The organism is Flammeovirga sp. MY04, from assembly GCF_001682195.2.
GTDB classification, from domain to species: domain Bacteria; phylum Bacteroidota; class Bacteroidia; order Cytophagales; family Flammeovirgaceae; genus Flammeovirga; species Flammeovirga yaeyamensis.
The window spans coordinates 2,644,618-2,669,160 of sequence record NZ_CP003560.2 but is presented as its reverse complement, the minus strand read 5'-3'; the positions used below and the strand labels follow the sequence as shown (position 1 = coordinate 2,669,160).

18 protein-coding genes are annotated in these 24,543 nt (G+C 34.8%); 9 read left to right on the top strand and 9 right to left on the bottom strand.

Annotated features, from left to right (window positions below):
• Positions 1 to 30 precede the first annotated feature (30 nt).
• A complete protein-coding gene (locus MY04_RS10815) occupies positions 31 to 1,059 on the top strand; it encodes an FAD:protein FMN transferase (RefSeq protein ID WP_066209569.1) in 1,029 nt (342 codons plus the stop codon).
• A 175-nt stretch (positions 1,060 to 1,234) separates the two neighbouring features.
• On the opposite strand, the gene MY04_RS10810 is transcribed toward MY04_RS10815, so the two are convergent.
• Positions 1,235 to 2,359, bottom strand: a complete 1,125-nt coding sequence (locus MY04_RS10810; RefSeq protein WP_066209567.1) for a linear amide C-N hydrolase — start codon at positions 2,357 to 2,359, stop codon at positions 1,235 to 1,237.
• 511 nt (positions 2,360 to 2,870) lie between these two features.
• Between MY04_RS10810 and MY04_RS10805 the strand changes: the two genes are divergently transcribed.
• From MY04_RS10805 to MY04_RS10790, 4 genes are all read left to right on the top strand, one after another.
• Positions 2,871 to 4,430, top strand: coding sequence for a sulfatase-like hydrolase/transferase (locus tag MY04_RS10805; RefSeq protein ID WP_158297656.1), 1,560 nt, complete (start codon positions 2,871 to 2,873; stop codon positions 4,428 to 4,430).
• Between the two features lie 6 nt (positions 4,431 to 4,436).
• Positions 4,437 to 5,873, top strand: coding sequence for a sulfatase (locus MY04_RS10800; protein ID WP_101958143.1), 1,437 nt, complete (start codon positions 4,437 to 4,439; stop codon positions 5,871 to 5,873).
• Between the two features lie 353 nt (positions 5,874 to 6,226).
• On the top strand, positions 6,227 to 7,372 hold the full coding sequence (locus MY04_RS10795) for a glycoside hydrolase family 43 protein (RefSeq protein WP_066209563.1): 1,146 nt from the start codon (positions 6,227 to 6,229) through the stop codon (positions 7,370 to 7,372).
• Between the two features lie 17 nt (positions 7,373 to 7,389).
• Positions 7,390 to 8,880 (top strand): arylsulfatase, encoded by a 1,491-nt coding sequence (locus MY04_RS10790; protein ID WP_066209561.1) that lies wholly within the window; start codon positions 7,390 to 7,392, stop codon positions 8,878 to 8,880.
• Between the two features lie 338 nt (positions 8,881 to 9,218).
• Here MY04_RS10790 and MY04_RS10785 read toward each other — a convergent pair whose 3' ends face one another.
• The 5 genes from MY04_RS10785 to MY04_RS10765 all read right to left on the bottom strand — a co-directional run bounded on the left by MY04_RS10785 (position 9,219) and on the right by MY04_RS10765 (position 14,618).
• Positions 9,219 to 10,199: a helix-turn-helix domain-containing protein gene (locus tag MY04_RS10785; RefSeq protein WP_084005838.1), complete on the bottom strand. Its 981-nt coding sequence runs from the start codon at positions 10,197 to 10,199 to the stop codon at positions 9,219 to 9,221.
• Positions 10,200 to 10,401: 202 nt separating this feature from the next.
• The gene (locus MY04_RS10780) at positions 10,402 to 11,970 is read right to left on the bottom strand and encodes an arylsulfatase (RefSeq protein WP_066209557.1); all 1,569 of its coding nucleotides are present in this window, start codon (positions 11,968 to 11,970) and stop codon (positions 10,402 to 10,404) included.
• 173 nt (positions 11,971 to 12,143) lie between these two features.
• The gene (locus MY04_RS10775; RefSeq protein WP_066209555.1) at positions 12,144 to 12,545 is read right to left on the bottom strand and encodes a DoxX family protein; all 402 of its coding nucleotides are present in this window, start codon (positions 12,543 to 12,545) and stop codon (positions 12,144 to 12,146) included.
• Positions 12,546 to 12,638: 93 nt separating this feature from the next.
• Complete coding sequence (locus MY04_RS10770; protein WP_066209552.1) at positions 12,639 to 13,700, bottom strand: MBL fold metallo-hydrolase; 1,062 nt, start codon at positions 13,698 to 13,700, stop codon at positions 12,639 to 12,641.
• Positions 13,701 to 13,703: 3 nt separating this feature from the next.
• On the bottom strand, positions 13,704 to 14,618 hold the full coding sequence (locus MY04_RS10765) for an oxidoreductase (RefSeq protein WP_066209550.1): 915 nt from the start codon (positions 14,616 to 14,618) through the stop codon (positions 13,704 to 13,706).
• 581 nt (positions 14,619 to 15,199) lie between these two features.
• Here MY04_RS10765 and MY04_RS10760 point away from each other — a divergent pair.
• Positions 15,200 to 16,387: a phosphoglycerate kinase gene (locus MY04_RS10760; RefSeq protein ID WP_066209548.1), complete on the top strand. Its 1,188-nt coding sequence runs from the start codon at positions 15,200 to 15,202 to the stop codon at positions 16,385 to 16,387.
• Positions 16,388 to 16,493: 106 nt separating this feature from the next.
• On the opposite strand, the gene MY04_RS10755 is transcribed toward MY04_RS10760, so the two are convergent.
• Together MY04_RS10755 and MY04_RS10750 are read right to left on the bottom strand one after the other, a co-directional pair.
• Entirely contained in the window at positions 16,494 to 16,970 is a 477-nt protein-coding gene (locus tag MY04_RS10755) for a GNAT family N-acetyltransferase (RefSeq protein WP_158297655.1), read from the bottom strand.
• Entirely contained in the window at positions 16,957 to 17,499 is a 543-nt protein-coding gene (locus MY04_RS10750) for a YciI family protein (protein WP_236941067.1), read from the bottom strand. Before MY04_RS10750 ends, MY04_RS10755 begins: the two co-directional genes overlap by 14 nt.
• 518 nt (positions 17,500 to 18,017) lie before the next feature.
• Here MY04_RS10750 and MY04_RS10745 point away from each other — a divergent pair.
• Both MY04_RS10745 and MY04_RS10740 read left to right on the top strand, forming a co-directional pair.
• Positions 18,018 to 18,629 (top strand): response regulator, encoded by a 612-nt coding sequence (locus MY04_RS10745; RefSeq protein ID WP_066209544.1) that lies wholly within the window; start codon positions 18,018 to 18,020, stop codon positions 18,627 to 18,629.
• Between the two features lie 33 nt (positions 18,630 to 18,662).
• Positions 18,663 to 20,504: an ATP-binding protein gene (locus MY04_RS10740; RefSeq protein ID WP_066209542.1), complete on the top strand. Its 1,842-nt coding sequence runs from the start codon at positions 18,663 to 18,665 to the stop codon at positions 20,502 to 20,504.
• Here MY04_RS10740 and MY04_RS10735 read toward each other — a convergent pair.
• Positions 20,484 to 21,671: a DEAD/DEAH box helicase gene (locus MY04_RS10735; protein WP_066209540.1), complete on the bottom strand. Its 1,188-nt coding sequence runs from the start codon at positions 21,669 to 21,671 to the stop codon at positions 20,484 to 20,486. The two genes, MY04_RS10740 and MY04_RS10735, sit on opposite strands and share 21 nt — an antisense overlap.
• Positions 21,672 to 22,501: 830 nt before the next feature.
• On the opposite strand from MY04_RS10735, the gene htpG reads away from it, so the two are divergent.
• Positions 22,502 to 24,376, top strand: a complete 1,875-nt coding sequence (gene htpG, locus MY04_RS10730; RefSeq protein WP_066209538.1) for a molecular chaperone HtpG — start codon at positions 22,502 to 22,504, stop codon at positions 24,374 to 24,376.
• The last annotated feature ends 167 nt before the right edge of the window (positions 24,377 to 24,543 follow it).

Below are 24,543 nucleotides of genomic sequence, written 5' to 3'. Positions count from 1 at the left end.
CAAGATAAGCATTGATAAATAAAAAACGTAATGGATAACAGGAAGAAAAATATATTTTATTCAATATTTTTATTTGCGTTCATCGGATTGACGTATTTGTACAGGTCTTATAACGAACCAAAAGCCACACATTTTCATGTGAGAGGAACCACTTTTGGAGTAGTACCTTATAACGTAAAATATATTGATGAAGAGGGAAGAGAACTAGATACCGATATCAAAAAGGTATTAGAAGATTTTAATCAGTCACTCTCTACATATATCCCATCTTCTGAAATATCAAGGTTTAATTCTGGAATGAATTTCACTTATGAGACCGATTTCTTCTATCCAGTCATTAAAGAGAGTAAAGAAATTTTTGAAGAGACAAAAGGAGCTTTCGATCCAACAATTCAACCGCTAGTAAAAGGTTGGGGATTTGGACCTGGAAAAACACCAACGATCAAGGAATCTGAAATCGATTCTATCCTACAATTTGTAGGTTTTGATAAGTACATCACTTTTGATGAAAAAACGGTAACTAAGTCCAAAGCAGGAGTAGAGTTGGATTTCTCTGCTATTGCCAAAGGTTATGCTGTAGATGTAGTCGCTAAAATATTAGATGATAAAAACATAGAAAACTATATGGTCGAAATCGGAGGCGAGGTAGTTTGTAAAGGTCATAATGAAAAAGAAAAAATATGGAAAATTGGTATCGATAATCCGCGTTTCAAAGAAGGAACAGGAGAAGCATTATCGGTAATTGTTTCATTAGATAATAAAGCACTTGCAACATCAGGAAACTATAGGAACTTCTATGTAAAAGATGGTAAAAAGTATGCTCATACATTAGATCCAAGAACAGGATACCCTGTACAACATAGTTTATTAAGTGCTTCAGTATTTTCGTCATCATGTATGGCATCTGATGCTTATGCAACAGCATTTATGGTAGCTGGTTTAGAAGAAGCCAAAAGAATCGTTGCAGAAAACAGCGATCTAGAAGCAATCTTGATTTACGACGATAACGGGGAGATGAAAACGTATATTTCTGAAGGAGCGAAGGCTTTTATTAATTAAAAATGAAAAGTTAAAAATGAAAAACGAAGTTAGTGAAATATTACGTGGGTTTCCGAACTCATGTCTTCGTCATATGAAGCAAAAGTATTTACTACCCACTAGCTAAAAACGAGCGTTAGCTCAACATTTCACGTTTTTCATTTTTAACTTTTAATTTTTCATTTAATTCATTTTTTTAAAACTTAGGTGTTCTATTTAAGATATCTTGTTCTCTTTCAACATCAAGTGGTATTCTAACAATTTGATCACCGATTTTTGTAAAATCAATATTATTCACATCAATTTGTTGAACTCTTCTATTGTGTTGAGTGTGATAGTTGAATGTTTTATTCGTAAGGTCCCATGAAGTTGTCCAAATAGTTGAGCTTTTCATAGTACTATGATCTTTACCGAATAATTCACCAGTTCCTTCAGCACCATCAGGTCCTAAGGTTAGATTGAAATTATCTAAGATTCTGAACATTTCGTACATAGACTCTTTCGTGTTAGGCATTGGTCTAGTTGTTTGTGTCCATGCAACTGCTCTAACAAAACGAGATGGAGGAGTCATATCGCCTGGTAGACCAAGCATTCCAGAACCCACACCAGTTTGAGAGAATGTCTCTCCATTTAAAGTTTTTGGTTTGGCAGCATCAAATTCTAAGTTGATGTAATTTTTTAGATTTGTAAGATGCCAATCGTAAGAAGGAGCATTTGTGATTACCCCAATAGAGGCATCGTAAATTTTAAGTTCACCATCAATATATTCGATAACAATTGATGCACCTGTAGCATCACTTACCATCCAATGTGAATCGACAACAATTCCTAAAGACTCTTCGATAACTCCAACTACATTTACTTCTTGAATACCTTTTTTAGCTTCCTCAACCGTAGCAAATTGAGATAATATATAATTAGGTAAGCCTTGTGAAGAGATGGTATTAGATGCTTTTTCTGAAGCATATTCCGGATATCCAGCATAATTTGGGAAGTAGTAATTACCTACTGCAAGCCCTTCCTCATTCATCCCATCTACAATAAGATCTTTTCCCATCCAATCTAGACCAACGATGCCATATTTAGCAGTGTAAACTTTTCCGTTTTGTCCTTCAGGTGTAAGACCTTTAAATTGAAACCCTTTAGGTATAAATGCCACTTGTGAATGTATATCGAATGATCCCCATTCCATCGTACGACCATAGCGAACACTTCCATCTTCAGCGATCAGGCGAATACCAGTACAAGCAAAGATTGTTGAGTTGACTAATAACATTAGGCAAAGGCCTAAGATTGATGAGATTTTGATTGACTTTTTCATTTGACGTTTTAATGATTTAGTTGATTAATTATTACACTACAAATGTCAAGATTTCGACGTCAAATGATTTGCACAACAGTATTGGTGTTTTGCACGAAAAAGGCAAACTGATGAAAAGCGGGGTGGGAAATTAAAAATGAAAAGTTAAAAATGAAAAACGAAGTTAGTGAAGTATGACGTAGGGGGAGGGAATGTTCTAGGTTGTATTGAAAATATGTTGATCATTGGTGCAGGTTTCCAAACTTGTGCTTACGTAATGAGGAGTGTAAATTTAGCACCTATTAGTTATTACTTATAACCTATTACTTAAAAAACGAGCGTTAGATTAACATTTCACGTTTTTCACTTTTCATTCTTCACTTTTCACTTATAATACCTCTTTTACAACGAAAAATGGCCACATAAAAAAATAAGCACAAACCTTTGATATTTTAGCATCCACCCCAAAATCAATTTCTTCATAGTTTTGTAAAGTGATCAACCCATATATTGGGTAAACTAAAGTATGCAAATGAAGAATATTTTTTTAAGTCTATTATTGGCTATAATGAGCTGGGGGTGTAATCAGATGGCATCAGCTCAAAAAGAAGATAAACCTAATGTGATTATCATTTATGCTGATGACCTCGGTCGAGGTATATTAGGTAAATATGGTCAGACAAAGATAGCAACTCCTAACCTCGATAAGTTAGCAATTCAGGGAAAAACGTTTACCAATGCATACGGTTCAAATGTATGTGCGCCCGCAAGAGCATCACTCCTAACTGGATTGAATAATGCGAAGGCACCTGTACATACTCCAGGTGGTTTAGTATGTGAATTAGAAGCAGGTATTATCGATCAAGCTACTTTTGATAAGAAAATATATAGAAAACATAACGAGGGTTATTATTACATTGGGGAGATGGCCAAAAGTGCGGGATACCATACATCTTACATCGGGAAATTAGGTTTTGGTTATTCCGATACAAAGGAATTGATCGATAGCTATGGCTTCGATTATCACTGTGGGTTATACGATGCCGTTTTATGTTGGAGTTTTTATCCGCCTCATTATAGATTGAATGGTAAGAAAATTCCTATCCCTAATAATCCGAAGTTAAGCAAAAGAGAACCTGTTTGTCCTTTGGTAGGGGAGGAAAACATGACGTACAGCGAAGATATTTGGTTAGAGCATGCTCTATCTTATCTAGAAGAGAAGAAAGACGATCCTTTCTTTATGATTTATGCCACTCAATTACCTCATGGCCCAGCTTCTATTGCTCCAAAAGACTTTAAGTATAAAGATCAAGAAGGATGGACGAAACAAGAGAGAGTATATGCTTCTATGATCAATAAATTGGATGAGTCGGTAGGGGCTATTATCACCAAATTAGAAGAGTTGAAAATTGCAGATAACACTGTTGTCTTCTTTACCAGCGATAATGGACACGAAATCCAATCGTATACTACTGTCAACCCTCAATACAAAGATCCTGATATTATATACGATTATGAATCAAACTCTTTTGATCAATCAAAGGTAAAACCGAATAAAGAACAATTGTATTGGGATGGTCATCATAGTGGTGAAGATATCTTTAATGGTACTATTGGTCGAAGAGGAATGAAAAGGTATAATTTTGAAGGAGGGTTGAACGTTCCTTATATCGTGAAATGGCCAGGAAAGGTAATGCCAAATTCAGAAAGCAATTTAATGATTGCCGACTACGACATTATGGCCACAGTATCTGATATTATAGGAGGGGAAGTGAAACCTAATGATGGGATTTCTATTCTTCCAACGTTTTTAGATCAAGAAGATCAAAAGGAACACGATTATATCTTCTTTAAATGTACGACTGGATCAGCACAAGATGTGATTATTAAAGATGGATGGAAATTAATCAATGAGCTAGATACAAAAAATAGTGACTATAAACTAAAGAAAAAGGTATACAATTGGGCTTTGTATAATCTAAATTATGATCCATTTGAGAAACAAGATGTAGCCTCTCAATTCCCAGAAAAAGTGAAGGAGTTCAAGAGATTAATTGATAAAGAAAATAACGCTAAGGTGTTGTACAAATAATTGAAGATGATAAAATCAATTTTAAAATTAGTGTTTGGCTTTTGTCTACTATCAAATGCATCTGCTCAAAATGATAAGCCAAACATCTTATTAATTAATGTAGACGATTTGGGTTGGAGTGATGTTGGTTACCAAGGAAATGATATTTACCAGACTCCCAATATTGATCAGTTAGCTAAAGAAAGTATATCATTTATCAACGGGTATGCAGGTGCTGCCAATTGTGCTCCATCACGTGCTTGTTTGATCACAGGACAAACCACAACAAGGCATGGAATCTCAACGGTAGGTTCATCCAATAGAGGTGCACCTTTTACTAGAAAGTTGAATGGAATACCAACCAAAACAAAATTGAAGACGGATGCTTTAACTATGGGTTCAATTTTAAAGGAACACGGTTATCAAACGGCTATGTTTGGAAAATGGCATGTAAGTGATGATGCCCGCGATATGGGGTTTGACTATACAATTGCAGGTGGACATAAAGGTCAACCCAAAAGTTATTTCAGCCCTTATAAAATGTTCAATATTGAGGATAAAGAAGAGGGGGAATTTCTAACAGATAGATTAACGAATGAAGCAATTCACTATCTATCGAATGTGAAAAATAAAGAGCAACCTTTCTTTCTGTATTTACCTTTCTTCGCTATCCATACTCCATTGATGGGAAAACCTGAATTAATAGAAAAATACAGAGGAAAGAAGTTTTCTGATGGACATAGAGTCAATCCTATCTATGCAGCATTAGTAGAGAATACCGATTGGAATGTAGGAAGACTTTTAACTGCCTTAGATCAATTAGGTTTAACAGAAGATACCATAATCATTTTCACCTCAGATAATGGAGGAATATATACCTATTCTCATCAGTTACCGTTAAGGGCAGGGAAGGGATCTTATTATGAAGGAGGAATAAAAGTGCCTACTCTTTTTAAATGGAAAGGACATTGGAAAGCAGGAGTTGAAGTGGATACAAGAGTAACTCATTTAGATTATCTACCGACACTTTTAGATTTGATTAACGTCGAAGCACCAGATAATTACCCTTTAGATGGGGAGTCGATAAAACCTTTAATAGAAGGGAAAAAGAAATTTGATCATGATCGAGTAATCGTTTATCATTTCCCTATTTACTTACAAGCATACACCAAAGGAGGAGACGATGCTCGTGATCCTCTATTTAGAACTCGACCGGGATCAGTAATCATCAAAGGAAACTGGAAACTACATTACTATTATGAAGATCAAGGAATGGAATTATACAATTTAGAAACTGATATTTCTGAACGTAATAACTTAGTCGACAAACATCCGAAAAAAGCAAAATCAATGTATCGCTTATTGCAAGAATGGATACAAGAACATGGAGGGGAGATTCCTACAGAAGTGAACCTAGAGTACGATGCAGTGAGGGCGAGAGAGGAAATTGAAAAGCATATTTAAATTAAAAATGAAAAGTTAAAAATGAAAAACGTAGTTAGTGAAGTATGATGTAGAGGGGCTTGTACGGAATAATCTTGGTAGTCAAACTGTCGCAGGTGTTAAGCGAAGCGTCACCTGTGTCTATTAACTTAAGAGATCTCCTGATCTCGTTTGATTACATTTTGTTTCAATGCTAGTGTTTGCTTAATGAGGAACGTAAATTCAGTACCTATTACCTATTAGTTAATACTTATTACCTAACACGAGGTCAGGAGACCTCTAACGTTTTTCAGTCACCAATGACGCTTTGCTTAACATTGGCTGCAGAGCCGAGATACAAAGTAATTACAATAAACAAACAATTTTTTTTAATTATGAATAGGTATTTATTACTGTTGTTCATGGGCATTTTATGTTCTTGTACAACTAAAAATTCACGATATACTAATTTTCAACCTGGTCAGGTTTGGGAAGACAATAATGGTCAACACATCAATGCACATGGTGGTGGAATTTTATACCATAATGATACTTATTATTGGTATGGGGAGCATAAAATTGAAGGTCACCAAGGCAATACAGCGCAAGTGGGAGTGCATGTGTACTCATCAAAAGATTTATACAATTGGAAAGATGAAGGGATAGCTTTAGAGGTAGATACCTTAAACCCGAAAGCAGATATAGCCAAAGGATGTATTATTGAACGTCCTAAAGTGATTTACAATCAGAAGACGAACAAATACATAATGTGGTTTCATTTGGAGTTGATAAGTCTAGGTTACGATGCAGCTCGATCGGGTGTCGCCATTTCAGATTCACCTACAGGTCCATTTACTTATTTAAAGTCTATGCGTCCTAATAAAGGAAATTGGCCATTAAATGTGGAGGAATTTCATAAGAGAGCAGTAGCTGATTCTGTCAAATCAGCTTATTGTGGAGGTAAGGAATGTTTGCCAAACCATCCTGATTCTTTAAATATTTTAGGTAGAGATTTCGAAGGAGGACAAATGGCAAGAGATATGAATTTGTTTGTGGATGATAATGGTAAAGCCTATCATCTATATTCTTCTGAAGAAAATAGTACTCTACATATTGCAGAACTTAGTGATGATTATTTATCACATACAGGTAACTATGTGAGAGTTTTTCCAAACCGATATATGGAAGCACCGAGCATTATGAAAACCTCTGAAGGTAAATACTATTTCATAGGATCAGATTGTACAAGTTGGAATCCAAATCCAGCTCGTTCGGCTACTTCAGATCATATTTTTGGTCCATGGACTGAATTAGGAAATCCGGTTATCGGAACAGAAGATCAAAAAGCGACAACTTTTAAATCACAAAGCACTTATATCTTACCGGTCCAAGGGAAGAAAGATGCTTTCATTTTTATGGCTGATCGTTGGAAACCTAATAATGCTATTGATGGAAGATACATTTGGTTACCTATCCAATTTGATAATGATAGGATAATATTAGAATGGAAAGACCAATGGGATCTATCTGTTTTTAATTAAGAATGTCTAATTGATGTATGAATAAAAGAATCAAATATTTCCTGCTTGTTCTTCCACTCACTTTTCTTTCATGTATTAATGGTAAAGTGACTACCGATGAACAATCTTCGGAACAGCTACCTAATATTGTTTACATCTTATGTGATGATGCTGGTTGGGGTGATTTAAGCTGTTATGGTCAAAAGAAATTTTCAACACCTAATATTGATGCATTGGCCCAAAGAGGAATGAAATTTACTGATCATTATGCTGGAAGTAGTGTCTGTTCTCCATCAAGGGCAACATTATTTACTGGGTTGCATACTGGGCATGCCCCAATAAGAGGTAATAAAGAAGTATTTCCTGAAGGACAGCATCCTCTTCCTAAAAAAGCTTATACCATTACAAGACTGTTGAAGGAAAAAGGATATGTAACAGGCATGTTTGGGAAATGGGGATTGGGTTATCCTCATTCAGAAGGAGCTCCAAATGCACAAGGTTTTGACGAGTTCTTTGGATACAATTGTCAACGTTTGGCACATACTTATTTTCCAATGTATTTAAGACATAATGGCGAAAAAGTACTACTTGATGAAAATTATAATGATGCAAAAAACGAATACGCACATTCTCTTATACATCAAAAAGCTTTAGAGTTTATTGATAAACAAAACGAAGAAACTCCTTTCTTTTTGTATTTACCTTACACAATACCACATGCAGAAATGTTAGTACCTAATGATACAATTTTTGAAAGGTTCAAACAGCAATACACAGGAACTCCTTTTCTCGACAAAAAGAACAGTGATGAAAATTGGAATCAAGAAAAACGATTTATTCATGGTGTTTATGGAGATCAAGAATATCCAAGAGCAGCCTTTGCCGCCATGATGACCTATTTGGATCGTTCTGTTGGAGATATAATGAAAAAACTGCAAGATAAAGGATTAGAAGAAAATACCATTGTGATGTTTAGTTCAGATAATGGACCTCATATTGAAGGTGGTGCTGATCCTTATTTCTTTAACTCTTTTGGACCATTTAGAGGGGTTAAAAGAGATCTGTACGAGGGAGGTATTCGAGTGCCTATGATTGTAAGTTGGAAAGGAAAGATAAAAGAAGGATCAGAAACAAATCATCCATCTGCGTTTTGGGATGTTTTACCCACTATTGCTGAATTGACAAAAGCTACAATTCCTGAAGGTCATAAAATTGATGGGATCTCTTTTTTACCTACATTGTTAGGAAAGGAAAATCAAAAAGAACACAACTATCTGTATTGGGAATTTCATGGAGCAGGAGGTAGAGTGGCAACAAGATTTGACCATTGGAAAGGCGTTCAATACCAATTGAATCAACCTAATATCTCAAAAGTAGAGTTATATGACCTGTCAAAAGACTCCAAGGAGGAAAATAATGTTGCAGACCAATATCCAGAAATCGTAGAAAAAGTAAGGGTTATTTTTGAAAATGCTAGAACGAAGAATTCGGATTTTAAACTTCCAGGGGAAAACGTTCTTTTAAATTAAAAATGAAAAACGTGAAATGTTAGGGATGGAAGTTAAGAGTGAAGAGTGAAAAACGAAGAGCGAAGAGCGATCAATAACTAGGGCGGGTTTCCTAACCCGTGCCCGCGTCATGAGGAGCGTAAATTCAGAATTCCTAACTCCTAACTCCTAGTTCCTAGTTCCTAATAAGCCTATGAGGCACGTAAATTCAGTACCTATTAGTTATTACTTATTACCTATTAATTAAAAACGAGGTCAGGAGACCTCTCAAGTTTTTCAGTCACCAATGACGCTTCGCTTAACATTGGCGCCAGAAAGAGTATAACATTTCACGTTTTTCACTTTTCATTCTTCACTTTTCACTTTAGAATAAATTCACTCGGCGCAATCCCAAACTTCTTCTTAAATGCATAAGAAAACTTTGCAATCGACTTATATCCAAAAGTTCTGGAGATTTCTGTGACGGTTCTATTCTTAGCTGCTAGAGCGATTTTCGCTTCTTCTAATCGATAATTCTGGTGGAATTTATGGATGGATGTTCCAAACACTTTTTGGAAATCACGTCTTAACTTTGAAACGGAGAATCCGTATTTTTCGGCAATTTCTTCTAAAGAAGGAGGCATCTCGAAAGTGCTGAGAATATCATCTTTTATTTTGAATAGTGCTTTGAGGTCTTCTTCATGTACATATTTGTTTTGAAGGACCTTTCTGCTTAGAATACGTTCGTAAAAGATGCCAATAATCTCACTCGATTTCGCAATAATGAAAGCATTTTCTACGGGCAATAGTTTCTTTTGGTGTTTTAAATCAAATAGTTCTTTTAGTAGTAGGTTGACCTCAAGAGGGGTATGATCGTAAATCATCCATGTCTTTTCTTTATTGAAAACATCACCAAAATAGTCTAAGAAATGAGCAAAGTTATTTTCAATGATACCTTTTGATATTCTGATTCCCAACCATTGATGCCATTGATCTTTTCTCATGATAGTTTCAAAAGTCATAGCCGTATCGAAAATTGCCATGCCCTCACTCTTTGATACCTTATTTTCATCAAATGGAAATCCATTGACAAAATCACCCGAAAGAGAAAAACGGTAACAGAGATGTCTATCTTTTTGGTTGTTACCGTTAAAAAGGACATTGTAATCCTCAGAAAACTTAATGGAGTTTAAGGTGATTTCAACCCCTTTTCCTAATTCAATATATCGAATTTCCGCTTTTAATAATTCATGGTTAAGGTTATAAGTTCCTTGCTTACGTTCACCTCCAAAATTATCGATCAGCTGATCCATTAATTGGAGTATATTGCCTTCTTTAAATTCTAAACGAGGGATATTCATATGATAAAAATAGGAAATGTATAACGAAAAAAGACTACTACCTTATAAAAAGTAGTAGTGCTTATAAACTAATAAATGATTTGATAAGTAGGGGCATTACAAAGTAACACCCCTAAGAAATCGATATGAATTTAATGTCATGTAATTTTGATATCAGGTTTGTAGATTCATAATAAAACAATCAATGACATTTTCTACTAAATTATTTATCGAATTCTTTTTTCATCTCTTCAAGGTCAGTCATGAACTTCTTCATTCTAAACGTATCGTATCCTAAGTTCGAAACGTCTACTTGGAAGCCCATTTGGAAAGGATATCCTTCGATAGTACCTAAGAATTCTTTCACTTTAGCACCAGCAGGTACCATTACCCACATCTGATCTACTAACCAACGGAAGTACATTTCTGATTCGAATTTAGCTGTTTCGAATGGATCCGATCTTAAGTTAGTTACTGTAGGCCATGCAGTACTCTGACGAACTGCAGTACGGAAGTTTCCTTCTAATTGAGTAAATGAAATTTTTAAATCGTCGATACGGATCGCATCAAATTTACCGTTTTGAGCAAAGTAGTAGATCTCATGACGAGGACCTTCTTCTACTTTACCTTCGAAATATGGCTTGAAGTTGAATCCATCGAAATGAACTCTCCATTCTTTACCATTCGCTTCAAATCCTTTTTTACCATCAGCGACGATATCGTTGTAACCTGCAGCCGCAGCTAAAGTAGGCAACCAGTCTTCGTGCGACATGATGTCGTTAATTTCAGTACCCGGCTCGATAACACCTGGCCATCTCACTACTTGAGGAACTCTCATACCACCTTCGTAAGTTGTACCTTTTTCACCATGGAAAGGAGAAGTACCACCATCAGGCCATGTAAATTTCTCTGCACCGTTATCAGTAGAGTAGATTACAATTGTATTGTCGTCTACACCAAGTTCTTCCAAAAGGTCCAATAAAGTACCCACTTGCTTGTCGTGCTCAGCCATACCATCAGGGTATAAACCTTTCCCTGTAACACCAATTGATTCTGGCTTTAAACGTGTGTGTAAGTGCATTCTTGAGGAGTTGAACCACACGAAGAAAGGCTCGTCTTTTTCAACAGCGTTTTCAATAAATTCTACAGAAGCAGCTAAGAACTCGTCGTCTACTGTTTCCATACGCTTACGAGTTAATGGACCTGTATCAGAAATACGACCATCTGCATAAGTATGAAGCACTCCTCTTGGTCCCCATTTCTTTCTGAATTCAGGATCTTTTGGATATGAATCCGACTCTGGCTCTTCTTCTGCATTCAAGTGGTAAAGGTTACCAAAGAACTCGTCGAAACCATGGTTGGTAGGAAGGTGTTTGTCTTGGTCACCTAAGTGGTTTTTACCAAATTGACCAGTAGTATATCCTTTTTCTTTCAAGACGTCACCAATTGTTGGTGCCCAATCAGGAATACCATGGTCCGCACCAGGCATACCGATCGTTAAAAGACCAGTACGGAAAGGGTGCTCTCCAAGAATAAAAGCAGAACGACCAGCAGTACAAGATTGCTGTGCATAGTGGTCTGTAAAGATCGCACCTTCGTGAGCAATACGATCGATGTTTGGTGTTCTATAACCCATCATACCTCTGTTGTAGGCAGAAATGTTCCAGAATCCGATATCATCACCCCAAATCACTAAGATGTTTGGTTTCTTTTTATTTGATTTATTTTTCTTCTGAGCAAATGACCCAAAAGCAATGATTGTAGTAAGTATTAGTAAAGTAACCTTTTTCATTTGATCTACTGTTTGTAAACAAAATACTTCAGAGTTTCTGATAGTATAGTACTTTAAAACGAAGATCTAAAAGGTGTGATTTTACTTTTGTGTTCAGAGGTTTTACCAAGACGTTCAAAAAAGAAAAGCCTTCTGATTTTGTATCAGAAGGCTTATAAATTTGATGAATTTAATTAAGCAGCCATCAAATATTTATTGATATAAGGGTATTTCTCCCTTTCCATAACGAAAACTGTAAACGCTAGAACTTCCGTTAGAACAGCTAAGTAGAAAAGACTTCCACCATCGCCATTCACTTCTATTCCTAAGATGGTTAAGTGCATCATAATTGCACCTCCAATAATACCTAAAGTTAGGACAATTCCCATCCAAGACGTTCGAGGTATTAAAATTAATATACTTGCGACTAATTCCAATATTCCAATACCCACTCTGCCAAAAGGTTCCATACCTACCTGAGTAAAAATGTAAACACTATCTGGATGAGCAGTAAACTTAAATCTTAATGTTTGGACTAATATAATGGCTATTGTAATCTTAAGTACTAAAACGATAATCTTCTTTAATTTTTCCATAGTATTTTAAATTTGGGTTTCTATTAATATACTACAAATATCCTAAAAGAAGTGTTTCCCAACTGTGAACTGCATCACAATTACCATAAAATATTACTCTAATACTGTCCACCAATCGTAATGTTCATCATTTCTATCCATCTCTACAATTTTCCCAATCTGTGCAGAGAAGACGGTTAGATTTTTCTTTCTAGCTTCATTTACAAAACGATCAATGGGGTCTTTCCAGGTATGTAAAGCCAAAGTGAAACCTCCCCAATGCACCGCAAAAGCTTTTTGAACTTTAGCATCTAACGCCGCCTGAACGCTTTCTTCAGGGAACATATGTATATGATGCCAATTTTCGTTATACTGACCATTTTCCATAAAGCCCCAATCAAAAGGACCGAGCTTTTTGCCTATTTCTTTAAAGTGAGGGCCGTATCCTCCGTCACCACTCCAATAGATATTATGGCTTTGTGTTTTGATGGCAAAACCACCCCAAAGCGACTTCGCTCTATCCGATAATCCTCTACCAGAAAAATGTCGAGAAGGAGTGTAGGTGATGTCCATCCCATGTGCATGCACTTTGTCCCACCAGTCGACCTCCGTAATTATGCTTTCCTCCACACCCCAAGTAACAAGATGCCTTTTGATGCCTAACCCTACAATATATTGTTTCACCTTACCTTTTAAAAGGTTGATGCTATCCAAGTCCAAATGATCATAATGATCGTGGGTTTGTAATAATATATCGATATCAGGTAATTGGCGGATTACTTCTAAACTATCCTTGCTGTATCTTTTCGTATTGATAGGTCCGATCGGAGAAGCATCTTGTCCTAACATAGGATCAATCAGAATATTTTTTCCATTCAACTGAAGCAACATGGCCGAATGTCCATACCAAACACATTTAGGTTGATGAATATTGATATTGTATTCATCCTCATGAAATGGAAGAATGGATATATTCTTTTTAGGTGCTCTTGCTGCTCTATTTGTAAACTGTTTTTTTAATAAGCCAGGAAGGGTTTTCATGTTAATTGACATGGTGGTTTCTTCCTGATTTTCGAACTTACCCTCTTTCCATTGAGGTGACTTTTCTAATTTCTCTTCTTCTTGAAGATCTACAATTCCACCAAACTGAGGACTTAAATAGTTTAATATTTTCATTGATTAAATAGGGTAGTTAAAGTGTACTAATCTTTCCGATGTTTCCCATAACGATTTCGCTAAGTGTTCATCTTGTGCATATTTTGTCGCTTTTACTTTTTTAGAGGCATGACCTCTCAGTTCTAGTAAACTAGCAGGTCCAATATAATCTCCACCTTCTATATCTTCACCTAAGGCAGCATGTATTGTAGGGATTGCTCCCATAGCAGCAGAGTTGAGAAATGGAGTGCCAATTTTCATCACAATGTTATTAATAAGCGCTGGTGCATACCTTCCTAAATTTGTTAGGGAGGCTCCAGGGTGAGCAATCACCGATGTGACCGAACTTTTTGATTTCTTCAAACGTCTATCCAATTCAAATCCAAACATGACACAAGCTAACTTACTTTGACAGTACGCTTTGAAATTATGATAGTCTTTTTCCCAATTTAAGTTTTTAAAATCAATTTTCCCCTTGCGGTGTGCTAAACTTCCAAGGGCTACTACACGACTATTCTCTGTTTTTTCTAGTATGGGTAAAAGCAAACCTGTTAGTAAAAAATGAGAAAGGTAGTTAACTCCTAACTGACTTTCAAAACCCTCTTCTGTTCGTTGTAAGGGAGGAATCATCAAGCCGGCGTTATTTATCAAATAATCTAAACGATCGTATTTATCTGTAAAATTGATCACAAAATCTCTAACCGATTGTAAACTGTTTAGATCAATTAAAATAACATCTATACGAGCATCAGGAACATCCTTAAGTAACAGATTTCTAGCATTCATTGCTTTTTGCTGACTTCTACAAGCCATCACTATCGTAATATCTTTTTGTATGAGAAAACGTGCTGTTTCTAAGCCTAAACCTACATTGGCACCTGTAATAATAGCGACTTTCCCTTTTTGTGTGGGTAGTTGATTAATGTCAGTAATGTTCATGTGTTATGATGAATGTTGGAAATTGTTCCTTTAAAATAAGCATAAAAAAAGTGTTGCCAAAGACAACACCTTAATCTCATTCTATTCATCTAACTATTTTAATAAGATTTTGATAATTGTTCCTTTTCTATCTAAAAAGGATAGAAAAGAGATATATGGATTAAATCGATCTGAATTATTGAAAGTAATAGGAGAGATTATACTCACTTTACTTTGGTGATGATCGTTTTAATCGACTTTTATTTCAAGCACTCCTCAAGGAATTTTCTATAATTGATATTCTACTTGGAATAGGGTTAGTGAAAATGTCAAAAATTGAATAGTATGAAGAGAAAGTTGTAACGAATTAAGGTGTCGTGAAATCAATAAATTTCTACGACTAGTTAACATCTTTAAATATAGTCAACTAACTGATGAAAACGCTAAGAATTCTTTACTAAAAATGTAATAATGTGCTTTTTACGTTTATAAAAAATAATTTTAACCTCTGATTTTAGTCATTTTTTTTAGTGAAATATAAATCTAGTTTGCACACGCAATTTTAAAAAAAATCACAAATTCATAAAACGTAGTTTATTAATATGAAAACTATCGATTCTTATAATTTCGCAGGTAAGAAAGCGGTTGTACGTGTTGACTTGAACGTACCTTTAAACCCAGATTTTTCAGTTCGTGACTTCACTCGTATCAATGCAGTAATTGCTACAGTTAAGAAAATCGTTGCTGACGGTGGTTCTGCTATCTTGATGTCACACATGGGACGTCCAAAAGATGGTTTCGAGGATAAGTTCTCTTTAAAGCACGTTGTTGCTCCATTATCTGAAAAATTAGGTCTTGAAGTAAAATTCGGTGGCGATCCAATCGGTGCTGAAGCTGATGCTATGGCTGCTGACTTGAAGCCAGGCGAAGTGATGTTATTGGATAACTTACGTTTCTACAAAGAAGAAAAGAAAGGTGACGAAGAGTTTGCTAAGAAATTAGCTTCTCGTGGTGATGTTTGGGTAATGGACGCATTCGGTACTGCTCACAGAGCACACGCTTCTACTGCAGTTATCGCTAAGTTCATGGACGAAAAAGTATCTGGTTATGTAATGGGTCGCGAAGTTGAAAACGCGAAGAAAATTACTGATAACCCAGCTCGTCCTTTCACTGCTATCATGGGTGGTGCTAAAGTATCTGACAAAATCTTATTGATCGAGCGTATCATGGAAGTTGCTGATAATATTATTATCGGTGGTGGTATGGCTTATACATTCTTCAAAGCACAAGGTGGTACTATCGGTAACTCTTTATGTGAAGAAGATAAATTAGACTTGGCTTTAGAATTAATCGAAAAAGCAAAAGCTAAAGGGGTGAACCTATTATTGCCTGTAGATTCTGTTTGTGGCGATAAATTCGGTGAGGATGCAGCTGTTGCTTCTTACGATTCTAACGCTATTGCAGACGGTTACATGGGTCTTGATATCGGACCAAAAGCAGCTGAAGAATTCTCTAAAGTAATTAAAGAATCTAAGTCTGTACTTTGGAACGGACCAATGGGTGTTTCTGAGTGGGAAAACTTTGCTAACGGTACTACTACTGTGGCAACTGCTGTTGCTGAAGCAACTGAAGCTGGTGCATTCTCATTAATTGGTGGTGGTGACTCTGCTGCTGCTGTAAACACTTTAGGTTTCGGCGATAGAGTATCATACATCTCAACTGGTGGTGGTGCAATGTTGGAATTGATGGAAGGTAAAGTTCTTCCTGGTATTGCAGCTTTAGAAGACTAAGACATAAATTAGTTTATAAATATAAATCCCTGTTTGGTTTGTCCAAACAGGGATTTTTTATTGCATTATATTTTACTAATAAGTAGATCTAAATAATTTTTTACTACTAAGGATAATGAATCTTTACTGCAGATAGAATAGGAATCTCTAATCGAACATCACTGTCTATCTGAAAACCATGACGCAAATAAAAACCAATTGGCGATTCGTATTTTTCACCATCCAATTTATAATAACGATCATGATCAATTACCCATCCATTCAAAGGAGCAAATTGCTTTTTGGCACGTTTTATCAACTCACTACCAATTCCACTTCTCTTGTATTCATTATTTACCAATACAGCAAACCAACGTACACCTTCACGCTCAAAACTAAAGAACCATCCAATTACCTTATTTGTTGCAGTCTTAACTAGGATATGTTGTTTGTTTTGCAATGGTGCAAAATAATCCCTTAATCCATCTAGATCCTTATAGGCCAATTGCATAGGGTATACACTATTCCATAAATTGAATAAACCTTCTAGTTCAAATTGGTTTAATTGTTCTGTTTGATTATATGATAGTTTAATTTCCTCCATCGACAACATTCGTCTTTTCTAATTTTTTATGTAAATCATTTACTGCCATCAATGCAGCAGATCCATACCATTCTTTTAATTCCATCACTAAACTTTTCGCTTGAATAGCAGGGTCTGTATTGGTTAATGCCTCTGCTTCCTCAATAGACGTCACATTAAAAATATAAATACCTCTTATTTCTCCATCGCCAAAAAAAGGACCTGCCAAAACAAGCTTTCCTTCATCGGCCAATCGGTTTATATTTTTAAGATGTTTAGTTTGTAACTCCAAAGCTTCCTCTTCACTTAAACTTCTATTTGGCCCTTTTTTTAAGAAGGCCATCACATACTTTTTCATGCCGTATTGATCTGCTTCATAGCTTTGTGCTAAGTTTTCGTCGTATCCATCTTTATCCGATAGATTTGTATTACAGCCAATGAAAATAAGTAATCCGAAAAAGTAAATGATATGTTTCATGATGAAAAGAAGAGTATTAGTAAGAAGTTCTGGAAGTTTATCATTCATTCTAAATAAATAGAATAAACTCATACCTATTTGTTTGCACTAATGGTATAGAACAAAGTTAAAAATTAGAATGCTCAGAAAAAATTAATTTTGTAAAACAAAAGGTTACTTCCTATATAATGGAAATAACCTTCTTAAATATTTTATCTGAATTTATAAGAAACTATGATTTAATCTTACTTACAATCGAATCATAATTTTCTTGATTCATTTCTTTATTGAAAAGTTCTAAATTTTTAATAGCGTCATCGAACTTAATAATGTATCCGTTTTGGTGTTTAAACTTTGATTTTTTCATTTTTTTTAAGAGTTTGATAAACATACATATATGAAACGATACACATTATTTTTGTTCTTTTTTATCAACATTTGTTAGGAATTGAATAGAGATCAAAAACATTTTTTGCAATAAATATTACGTAAGAACTAATCTTTTTATTCAATTGATTATATAATGATTGTAAATTAATATATTGCTTTCCAAACTATGATGTAAAACAACTATTATACGTTACTACTATTATTTAATTGAACTATTTCAGATGCCAACACCTAACATACTAATTGTTGATGACCACATTTTATTTTCAACGGGTATAGAGCAATTTTTACAAAAAGAACTGAATGCTGTTGTCGTAATTGTAAACAATCCAATAGAAGCATTAGGTATGAGATTAAATGAATTTGATATCATACTGGTCGATATGGATATGCCCGAAATGAAAGGGTATGAATTTATTAATAAAGCAAGATTAAATTATGATGATCAGAAATATCTTATTGTTTCTATGCACAGAAAAAGATCATTAATAAAAAAAGCAATTAATTCTAATGTGAATGGATATATATTAAAAGACGATCACCCTGATAGTTTTATTGAAGCCATAAAGACAATCCTAAATGGCTCGAATTACTTCTCTCCGGGTTTAAAGGACCTAATTGATGATGAGGAAAAGCAACAAATATTATTGTCTCCAAGAGAAGAAGAGGTCTTAAAGTTACAGGCACATGGTAGAAGTATGTCAGAAATTTCTGATGAGCTATTTATAAGTCTAGAAACAGTAAAAACTCACATACGTAATATCAAAATTAAATTAGATCTTGATAATAAAGCAGATGTGATAAAATATGCCATAGATAATCTTTTAGTATAATTTTAAATCCCAAACGGTTATCCCTTACAAAAAATGGGAAAAAGTATAGTTGTAAGTTTTATCCTATTTCTATTTATAGTACCAACCATTGCCTCTAATGTCGTTCTTCTTTCTAGCGATAATGAAACAATAAACTGTACCAAATTTGTAGAGAATTACTCCGATCGATTACCATTTCATGCAGAAGGAGAGGATCCCAATTTTTTAAATGCATGGCAGCAGACATCGTTCGATGGATTATCAAATGGTCCTTTTGATGGAGTACAATGGTATAGACTAAAATTACAAAGTGAACATAGACAGAATAAAGTACTTTACTTTAATTATATACTCGTACCCGAAATCACCGTATGGGTAAAACATATCAATAATAGGGTAGAAAAGTATGAACTGGGCTCAAATTCTTCCTTCTATCATAATCCGGATCAACCTTTAATTAGGGGGTACGATATTCCACTTTATTTTGAGAAAGGAGAAGTAATAGAGGTGATATTCTTTAAAAATGGCTATGGTTGGCCCACTCATACCGATATATTACTTTGTGATACAACCTCTTTTGAACGCGATCAAAAAGAAGCTACTCATTATTTAGTTATTCTGAGAGTGCTCGTATTAACAATGCTTACTATTGGGTTAGTCATTGGACTATTAAGTAAAGAAAGAGTGTTTTTATTTTATGCTTTTTCATTCTACAGTGGGATTTTATTTGCAGAGACAGAGTTGGGTAGTTTTATCAAATATTTCGATAAAGAATGGTTAAACTTTAGTTACTACCTAAGGCATTTCGCTAATTTATTTTATATCATTTCTTTAGTGTACTTTTATAAATACCTCATTCATAATGTTCATTCGGGTTTTGTTAAATTCACCAAATGGTTTACCCCTCTTTGGATTGGGTATACATTAATTACTGCTATCATATTTTTATTGACAAGAAATGAAACTGTCATTTCCATCATTTTTGTTTCTGTAGTACTACTTTCTTGGGTGAGTTTTGGTTGGTGCTTCTACCTTCTTTATCATAGTGTGAAAAGAAAGAGTATGTATGGTAAAATCGCTTTTGGAGTATTAATTACCCGTTTGATAGTCATTGCAGGATTTGTCTCTTTACCAAATCTAGGTGTCATAGAACGATCCACTTTTACAGATTATCTCTACTATATTTTTATTGCCTATGAGTCTGTGCTTTATTTTGTGATGTTATTTATCAAAGTGATTAGCATTTACAATGACAGGATTCGCCTTTTGTCTAAACAGAAAGAACTAGAAAAAGAGTATTCTGATGCCGTCCTAAAAGGTCAAGAATTTGAGAGAAATAGAATCGGTAGAGAGTTACATGATAATGTTGGAGGAAACTTAGCTTTAGTCAATAAGTCGGATCATTTAGAAGAAGATGAGGTAAAGGACATCATTTCTTCTACCATAAAAACGGTAAGAGATATGAGTCACGGTTTAATTTCTCCAAGCTTTAATGATGTCGTCAACTTCGAAGATTCTATTTATGATTTGGTAGAGAAAGCTTCTACCGATGAGATGAAGATTTACATAAAGTTTTATCATTGGCCTTATTCTGACAATATAGAGGCACTGAATCATTGCTATCGTATCATTCAAGAATTGCTGCATAATGCCGAAAAACATAGTCAATCTAAATCTGTACACATACAGTGTTTTGGCGATGATGCTACTACCGCTCGAATTATATACGAAGACAATGGAGTGGGTTTTAATGTAGATAAAGTAAAAGATGGTGTAGGTTTAAGTAATATTCGATTTAGAACAAGTGCAGTTGGTGGTACATCAGCGATAGAGTCTTCTAAGTTTGGAACTGTTATTCGCATCGAAAACATCCAATTATCTTCTACCGTTTCTTAACTTCTCTTTTCTGAGTTTCATTCTCTCACGATCGTCCTCTGCTTCATTCATTTCAAATTCATGGGCAACCTCCATCACTTTTTGATTGGTAATCTTAATAATTTCTTGGAATAAACGAATCTCAGTACCATCCACAATAGTCATTGCGATTCCGGCATTCCCAGCTCTTGCCGTTCGACCAATTCTATGTGTGTACGTCTCTGCATTTTGAGGCACTTCGTAGTTAATGATCAAAGGTAGTGCTTCAATATCGATACCTCTAGAGGCAATATCTGTTGCAATAAGTAATTTTAGTTTCCCTTCTTTAAAATCAAGTAATGCTTTATTTCTGACAGATTGAGGTTTTCCTCCATGTAAACCCATCACCTCATAATTTTCCTTCTTCAACGTCTTTTCCAGAAAATTCACCCCCTTCTTAGTATTGCAAAAAATCAATATTTGATGATCTAACGTTGATAGGATGGATAGAAACAATCTTTTCTTACTTCTTTGATCGGTATAATACACTTTCTGTTCAATAAAGATTTTTTCTGGCACTACTTCTATTTTTTGATATTCATTAAAATGATGTTGTAAATAATGATCGACTTCAGAAGATAAAGTGGCACTGAATAAGTATTTCATCGTATTGTCAGGTATTATATCAATAAGTTCTTCCATTTCTTTTCTAAACCCCATTTCGAACATTTTGTCACCTTCGTCTATGACCAAATGGGTGAGGTGTTTAAAATCAATACACTCTTGATGATATAAGTCCATCAAACGACCCATGGTACTAACAATGATATGAGGAGGATTTTCTAACAACCGTTTTTGCTTATCCATATTCACTCCGCCAATAATACTCATTATGCCTATTTTTTTAGCTTCACAATATTGTAGTGCATTGTTATATACTTGTGTAGCTAATTCTCGAGTAGGAACAATCACTAAAAGTTGATTTGAATGCTTTTGAACTTGAATAAGTTGAAGTAGAGGAAGCAGGTAGGAAAGTGTTTTACCCGATCCTGTGGGAGAGAGGCAAAGTAAATTATTTGTTTGATTCAGCACTTGTGGAATGACCAATTCTTGAATAGGCGTTGGGGTGTCAAATTCTTTTTGACTTAGCGTATCTAGAAGTATTTGATCTTTAATTAGTAAATCGAACGATTTTGAATTTGACTGCATCCTGAAACAAATTTTCTTATCAGATTGTTTTTAAAATAGAATTAATTAGAACAATTAAATGACTTTTGATGTCTTTGCTTTAATTGAGTTTTAATTTTATATATTCATAAAAGTAATTAATCCATAGACAATCAAAAATCCAATCCATATTCTTTAAAAAGAAAAAAGCTGTCGAAAATTTCAACAGCCTTTCTATTATGATGTGTGACTACTTATACAATTTTGAAAGTAAGGCATACGCCTTACGACGTGTTCTTGTTGAACTCTTCATTCTTTGGGAGGAAATTTTCAAAGGATATTGAAAATCTGATGTACATTCATTTATTAATCGATCAAGTTAGTACAAATCAGAACCCGTTGGAATTGACTCAGCAAGAGAGTTTAATCTATTCAAATTAATTTGGATATATAATAGTTGAATTTACTATATAGAATACCTTTAAGTAACATCAATAGATTTTAGTTCATATTATTTTGGGAACTGTAGAATAATATGTACCACATATTTCCCGCAATAAGTTACACAAATCTATGATATTTTTTGAAACAATTACAAATGTTTTTTAGTGAGTTTTGTTATATATAGAATCTTAACTCTTATTTATACTGTCTATAAATTTCAATCGAACCTTATCTTCATCAAACTTTGCCAAACTTTCTATTGTCAAAAAGGGGATATATCAAATTTAAACTGACATAAAGGAAGTCAAAGTGTCAATTCGTCATAAATAGATCAATTGGAATACAATTTGAAAAAATGGCATCAGCGTGTAAACGTATTTTTTGACATGCTATATAAAATTGTACAATAACTAAAAATTATAAACATAATGGCGGCAAAAGGTTCTATTTCGGTAAATACTGAAAATATCTTTCCAATCATCAAGAAGTTTTTATACTCAGACCACGATATCTTCCTTCGTGAGTTAGTAGCCAACGCAGTTGATGCTACTCAAAAGCTTCAAAAATTAGCGTCAATGGGTGAGTACGACCAAGAAATGGGCGACGTAACTATCCAAGTAGACGTAGATAAAGACAACAAAACTATCTCTATCACTGACCGTGGTATCGGTATGACAGAAGAAGAGGTAGAGAAATATATCAACCAAGTGGCCTTCTCTGGTGCTACAGAATTCGTAGAGAAATTCAAAGACATCGACACTTCTACTATCATTGGTAAGTTCGGTCTTGGTTTCTATTCTGCATTTATGGTAGCTGATAATGTAGAGGTGATCACGAAGTCTTACAAGGATGCTCCAGCGGTAAAATGGACTTGCGATGGTTCGACTGAATACGAAATTTCTGAATCAGACAAAGCGGAAAGAGGTACTACTATTGTACTTCACGTAAATGAAGATTCTGAAGAATTTGTGGATGAGTTCAGATTACGTCAAATTCTTAACCGTTACTCTAAATACATGCCTATTCCAATTCAAGTGGGAGAGGACAAGAGAACAGAGAAAGAAGGAGAAGGTGATGACGCTAAAGACGTTGAAATCGTTGAGCCACACATCATCAACAAGTCGGAGCCAATCTGGGCAAAAGACCCTAAGTCATTAACTGACGAGGATTACTTAAACTTCTACAAAGAGTTGTATCCAATGTCAGAAGAGCCAATGTTTTGGATCCACTTGAACGTTGACTTCCCATTCGAATTGACAGGTATTCTTTACTTCCCTAAAGTGAAGGAAGATGTAACACCTCACAAAGATAAAATCCAATTATACTCACGTCAGGTATTCATTACTGATAATGTTGAGGAAATTATGCCAGAATTCTTGCGTTTGATGCACGGTGTAATCGACTCTCCAGACATTCCATTGAACGTTTCTCGTTCTTACCTGCAATCTGATGCTAACGTGAAGAAAATTTCTTCATACGTTACTCGTAAAGTAGCTGACAAATTGAATAGCCTTTACAAAAACGATCGTGAGAACTTCGAGAAGAAGTGGGAAAGCATCGGTCTTTTCGTAAAATACGGAATGATGACTGACGAGAAGTTCTACGACAAAGCGAAGAAATTCTGTTTATTGGAATCTTTAGACGGTAAGTTATACAACTTCGAAGAGTACAAAGAGCACGTAAAAGCTCTTCAAGTAGACAAGAACAACAAGTCTGTATTCTTGTATGCTTCAGATCAAGGAACTCAAGATTCATACATCCAAGCTGCTCAAAAGAAAGGATACGATGTATTGAAAATGGATACACTAATCGACTCTCACTTTATCAGTAATACAGAGCACAAGTTCGAAGATATTACTATGAAGAGAATTGACTCGGATACTGTAAATAACTTGATCGAAACTGACGAGAAAAACGAGTCAGTACTTACTGAGGAAGAGTCTAACAAATTGGTAGATATCTTTAAAAGAGCGTTAGGTAACGATAAGTTAGAGCCAAAAGTAGAGGCTATGACTGCAGACGAATTACCTGTCTTGATTACAAAACCAGAGTTTATGCGTCGTATGGAAGAAATGGCAGCTATGCAAGGTGGCATGGGTGCAATGTTCGGCGGCATGGGTGGTGGTGACACGATCACTATCAACGGTAACTCTGAATTTGTATCAAGAATCTTGAAAGAAGAAAAAGAAGAAGAGCAAAACAAATTAGTGAAGCATGCTTATGACTTGGCTAAATTGACTCAAGGCAACTTAAAAGGTGCTGATCTTACTTCATTTATCAATAGATCTTTAGAATTGATTTAATTCATTTCCTAGAAAAGATAATCATAGAGGCTATCTCATATACAATGAGGTAGCCTTTTATTTTCATTAGAATCAGAAAATACAATCATTAATAATTAATGAAATAAAATTCACAATTTATGATCGTTTTTTATCTGATTATTAACGATGTCGGGAAATATAACCAA

Coding starts and splice junctions, on each gene's coding strand:
- MY04_RS10790 (WP_066209561.1), top strand. CDS start 7,390: ATGAATAAAAGAATCAAATATTTCCTGCTTGTTCTTCCACTCACTTTT.
- MY04_RS10810 (WP_066209567.1), bottom strand. CDS start 2,359: ATGAAAAAGTCAATCAAAATCTCATCAATCTTAGGCCTTTGCCTAATG.
- MY04_RS10805 (WP_158297656.1), top strand. CDS start 2,871: ATGAAGAATATTTTTTTAAGTCTATTATTGGCTATAATGAGCTGGGGG.
- MY04_RS10765 (WP_066209550.1), bottom strand. CDS start 14,618: ATGAACATTACTGACATTAATCAACTACCCACACAAAAAGGGAAAGTC.
- MY04_RS10760 (WP_066209548.1), top strand. CDS start 15,200: ATGAAAACTATCGATTCTTATAATTTCGCAGGTAAGAAAGCGGTTGTA.
- MY04_RS10815 (WP_066209569.1), top strand. CDS start 31: ATGGATAACAGGAAGAAAAATATATTTTATTCAATATTTTTATTTGCG.
- MY04_RS10770 (WP_066209552.1), bottom strand. CDS start 13,700: ATGAAAATATTAAACTATTTAAGTCCTCAGTTTGGTGGAATTGTAGAT.
- MY04_RS10800 (WP_101958143.1), top strand. CDS start 4,437: ATGATAAAATCAATTTTAAAATTAGTGTTTGGCTTTTGTCTACTATCA.
- MY04_RS10755 (WP_158297655.1), bottom strand. CDS start 16,970: ATGGAGGAAATTAAACTATCATATAATCAAACAGAACAATTAAACCAA.
- MY04_RS10750 (WP_236941067.1), bottom strand. CDS start 17,499: ATGAGTTTATTCTATTTATTTAGAATGAATGATAAACTTCCAGAACTT.
- MY04_RS10795 (WP_066209563.1), top strand. CDS start 6,227: ATGAATAGGTATTTATTACTGTTGTTCATGGGCATTTTATGTTCTTGT.
- MY04_RS10745 (WP_066209544.1), top strand. CDS start 18,018: ATGCCAACACCTAACATACTAATTGTTGATGACCACATTTTATTTTCA.
- MY04_RS10785 (WP_084005838.1), bottom strand. CDS start 10,199: ATGAATATCCCTCGTTTAGAATTTAAAGAAGGCAATATACTCCAATTA.
- MY04_RS10735 (WP_066209540.1), bottom strand. CDS start 21,671: ATGCAGTCAAATTCAAAATCGTTCGATTTACTAATTAAAGATCAAATA.
- MY04_RS10780 (WP_066209557.1), bottom strand. CDS start 11,970: ATGAAAAAGGTTACTTTACTAATACTTACTACAATCATTGCTTTTGGG.
- MY04_RS10740 (WP_066209542.1), top strand. CDS start 18,663: ATGGGAAAAAGTATAGTTGTAAGTTTTATCCTATTTCTATTTATAGTA.
- htpG (WP_066209538.1), top strand. CDS start 22,502: ATGGCGGCAAAAGGTTCTATTTCGGTAAATACTGAAAATATCTTTCCA.
- MY04_RS10775 (WP_066209555.1), bottom strand. CDS start 12,545: ATGGAAAAATTAAAGAAGATTATCGTTTTAGTACTTAAGATTACAATA.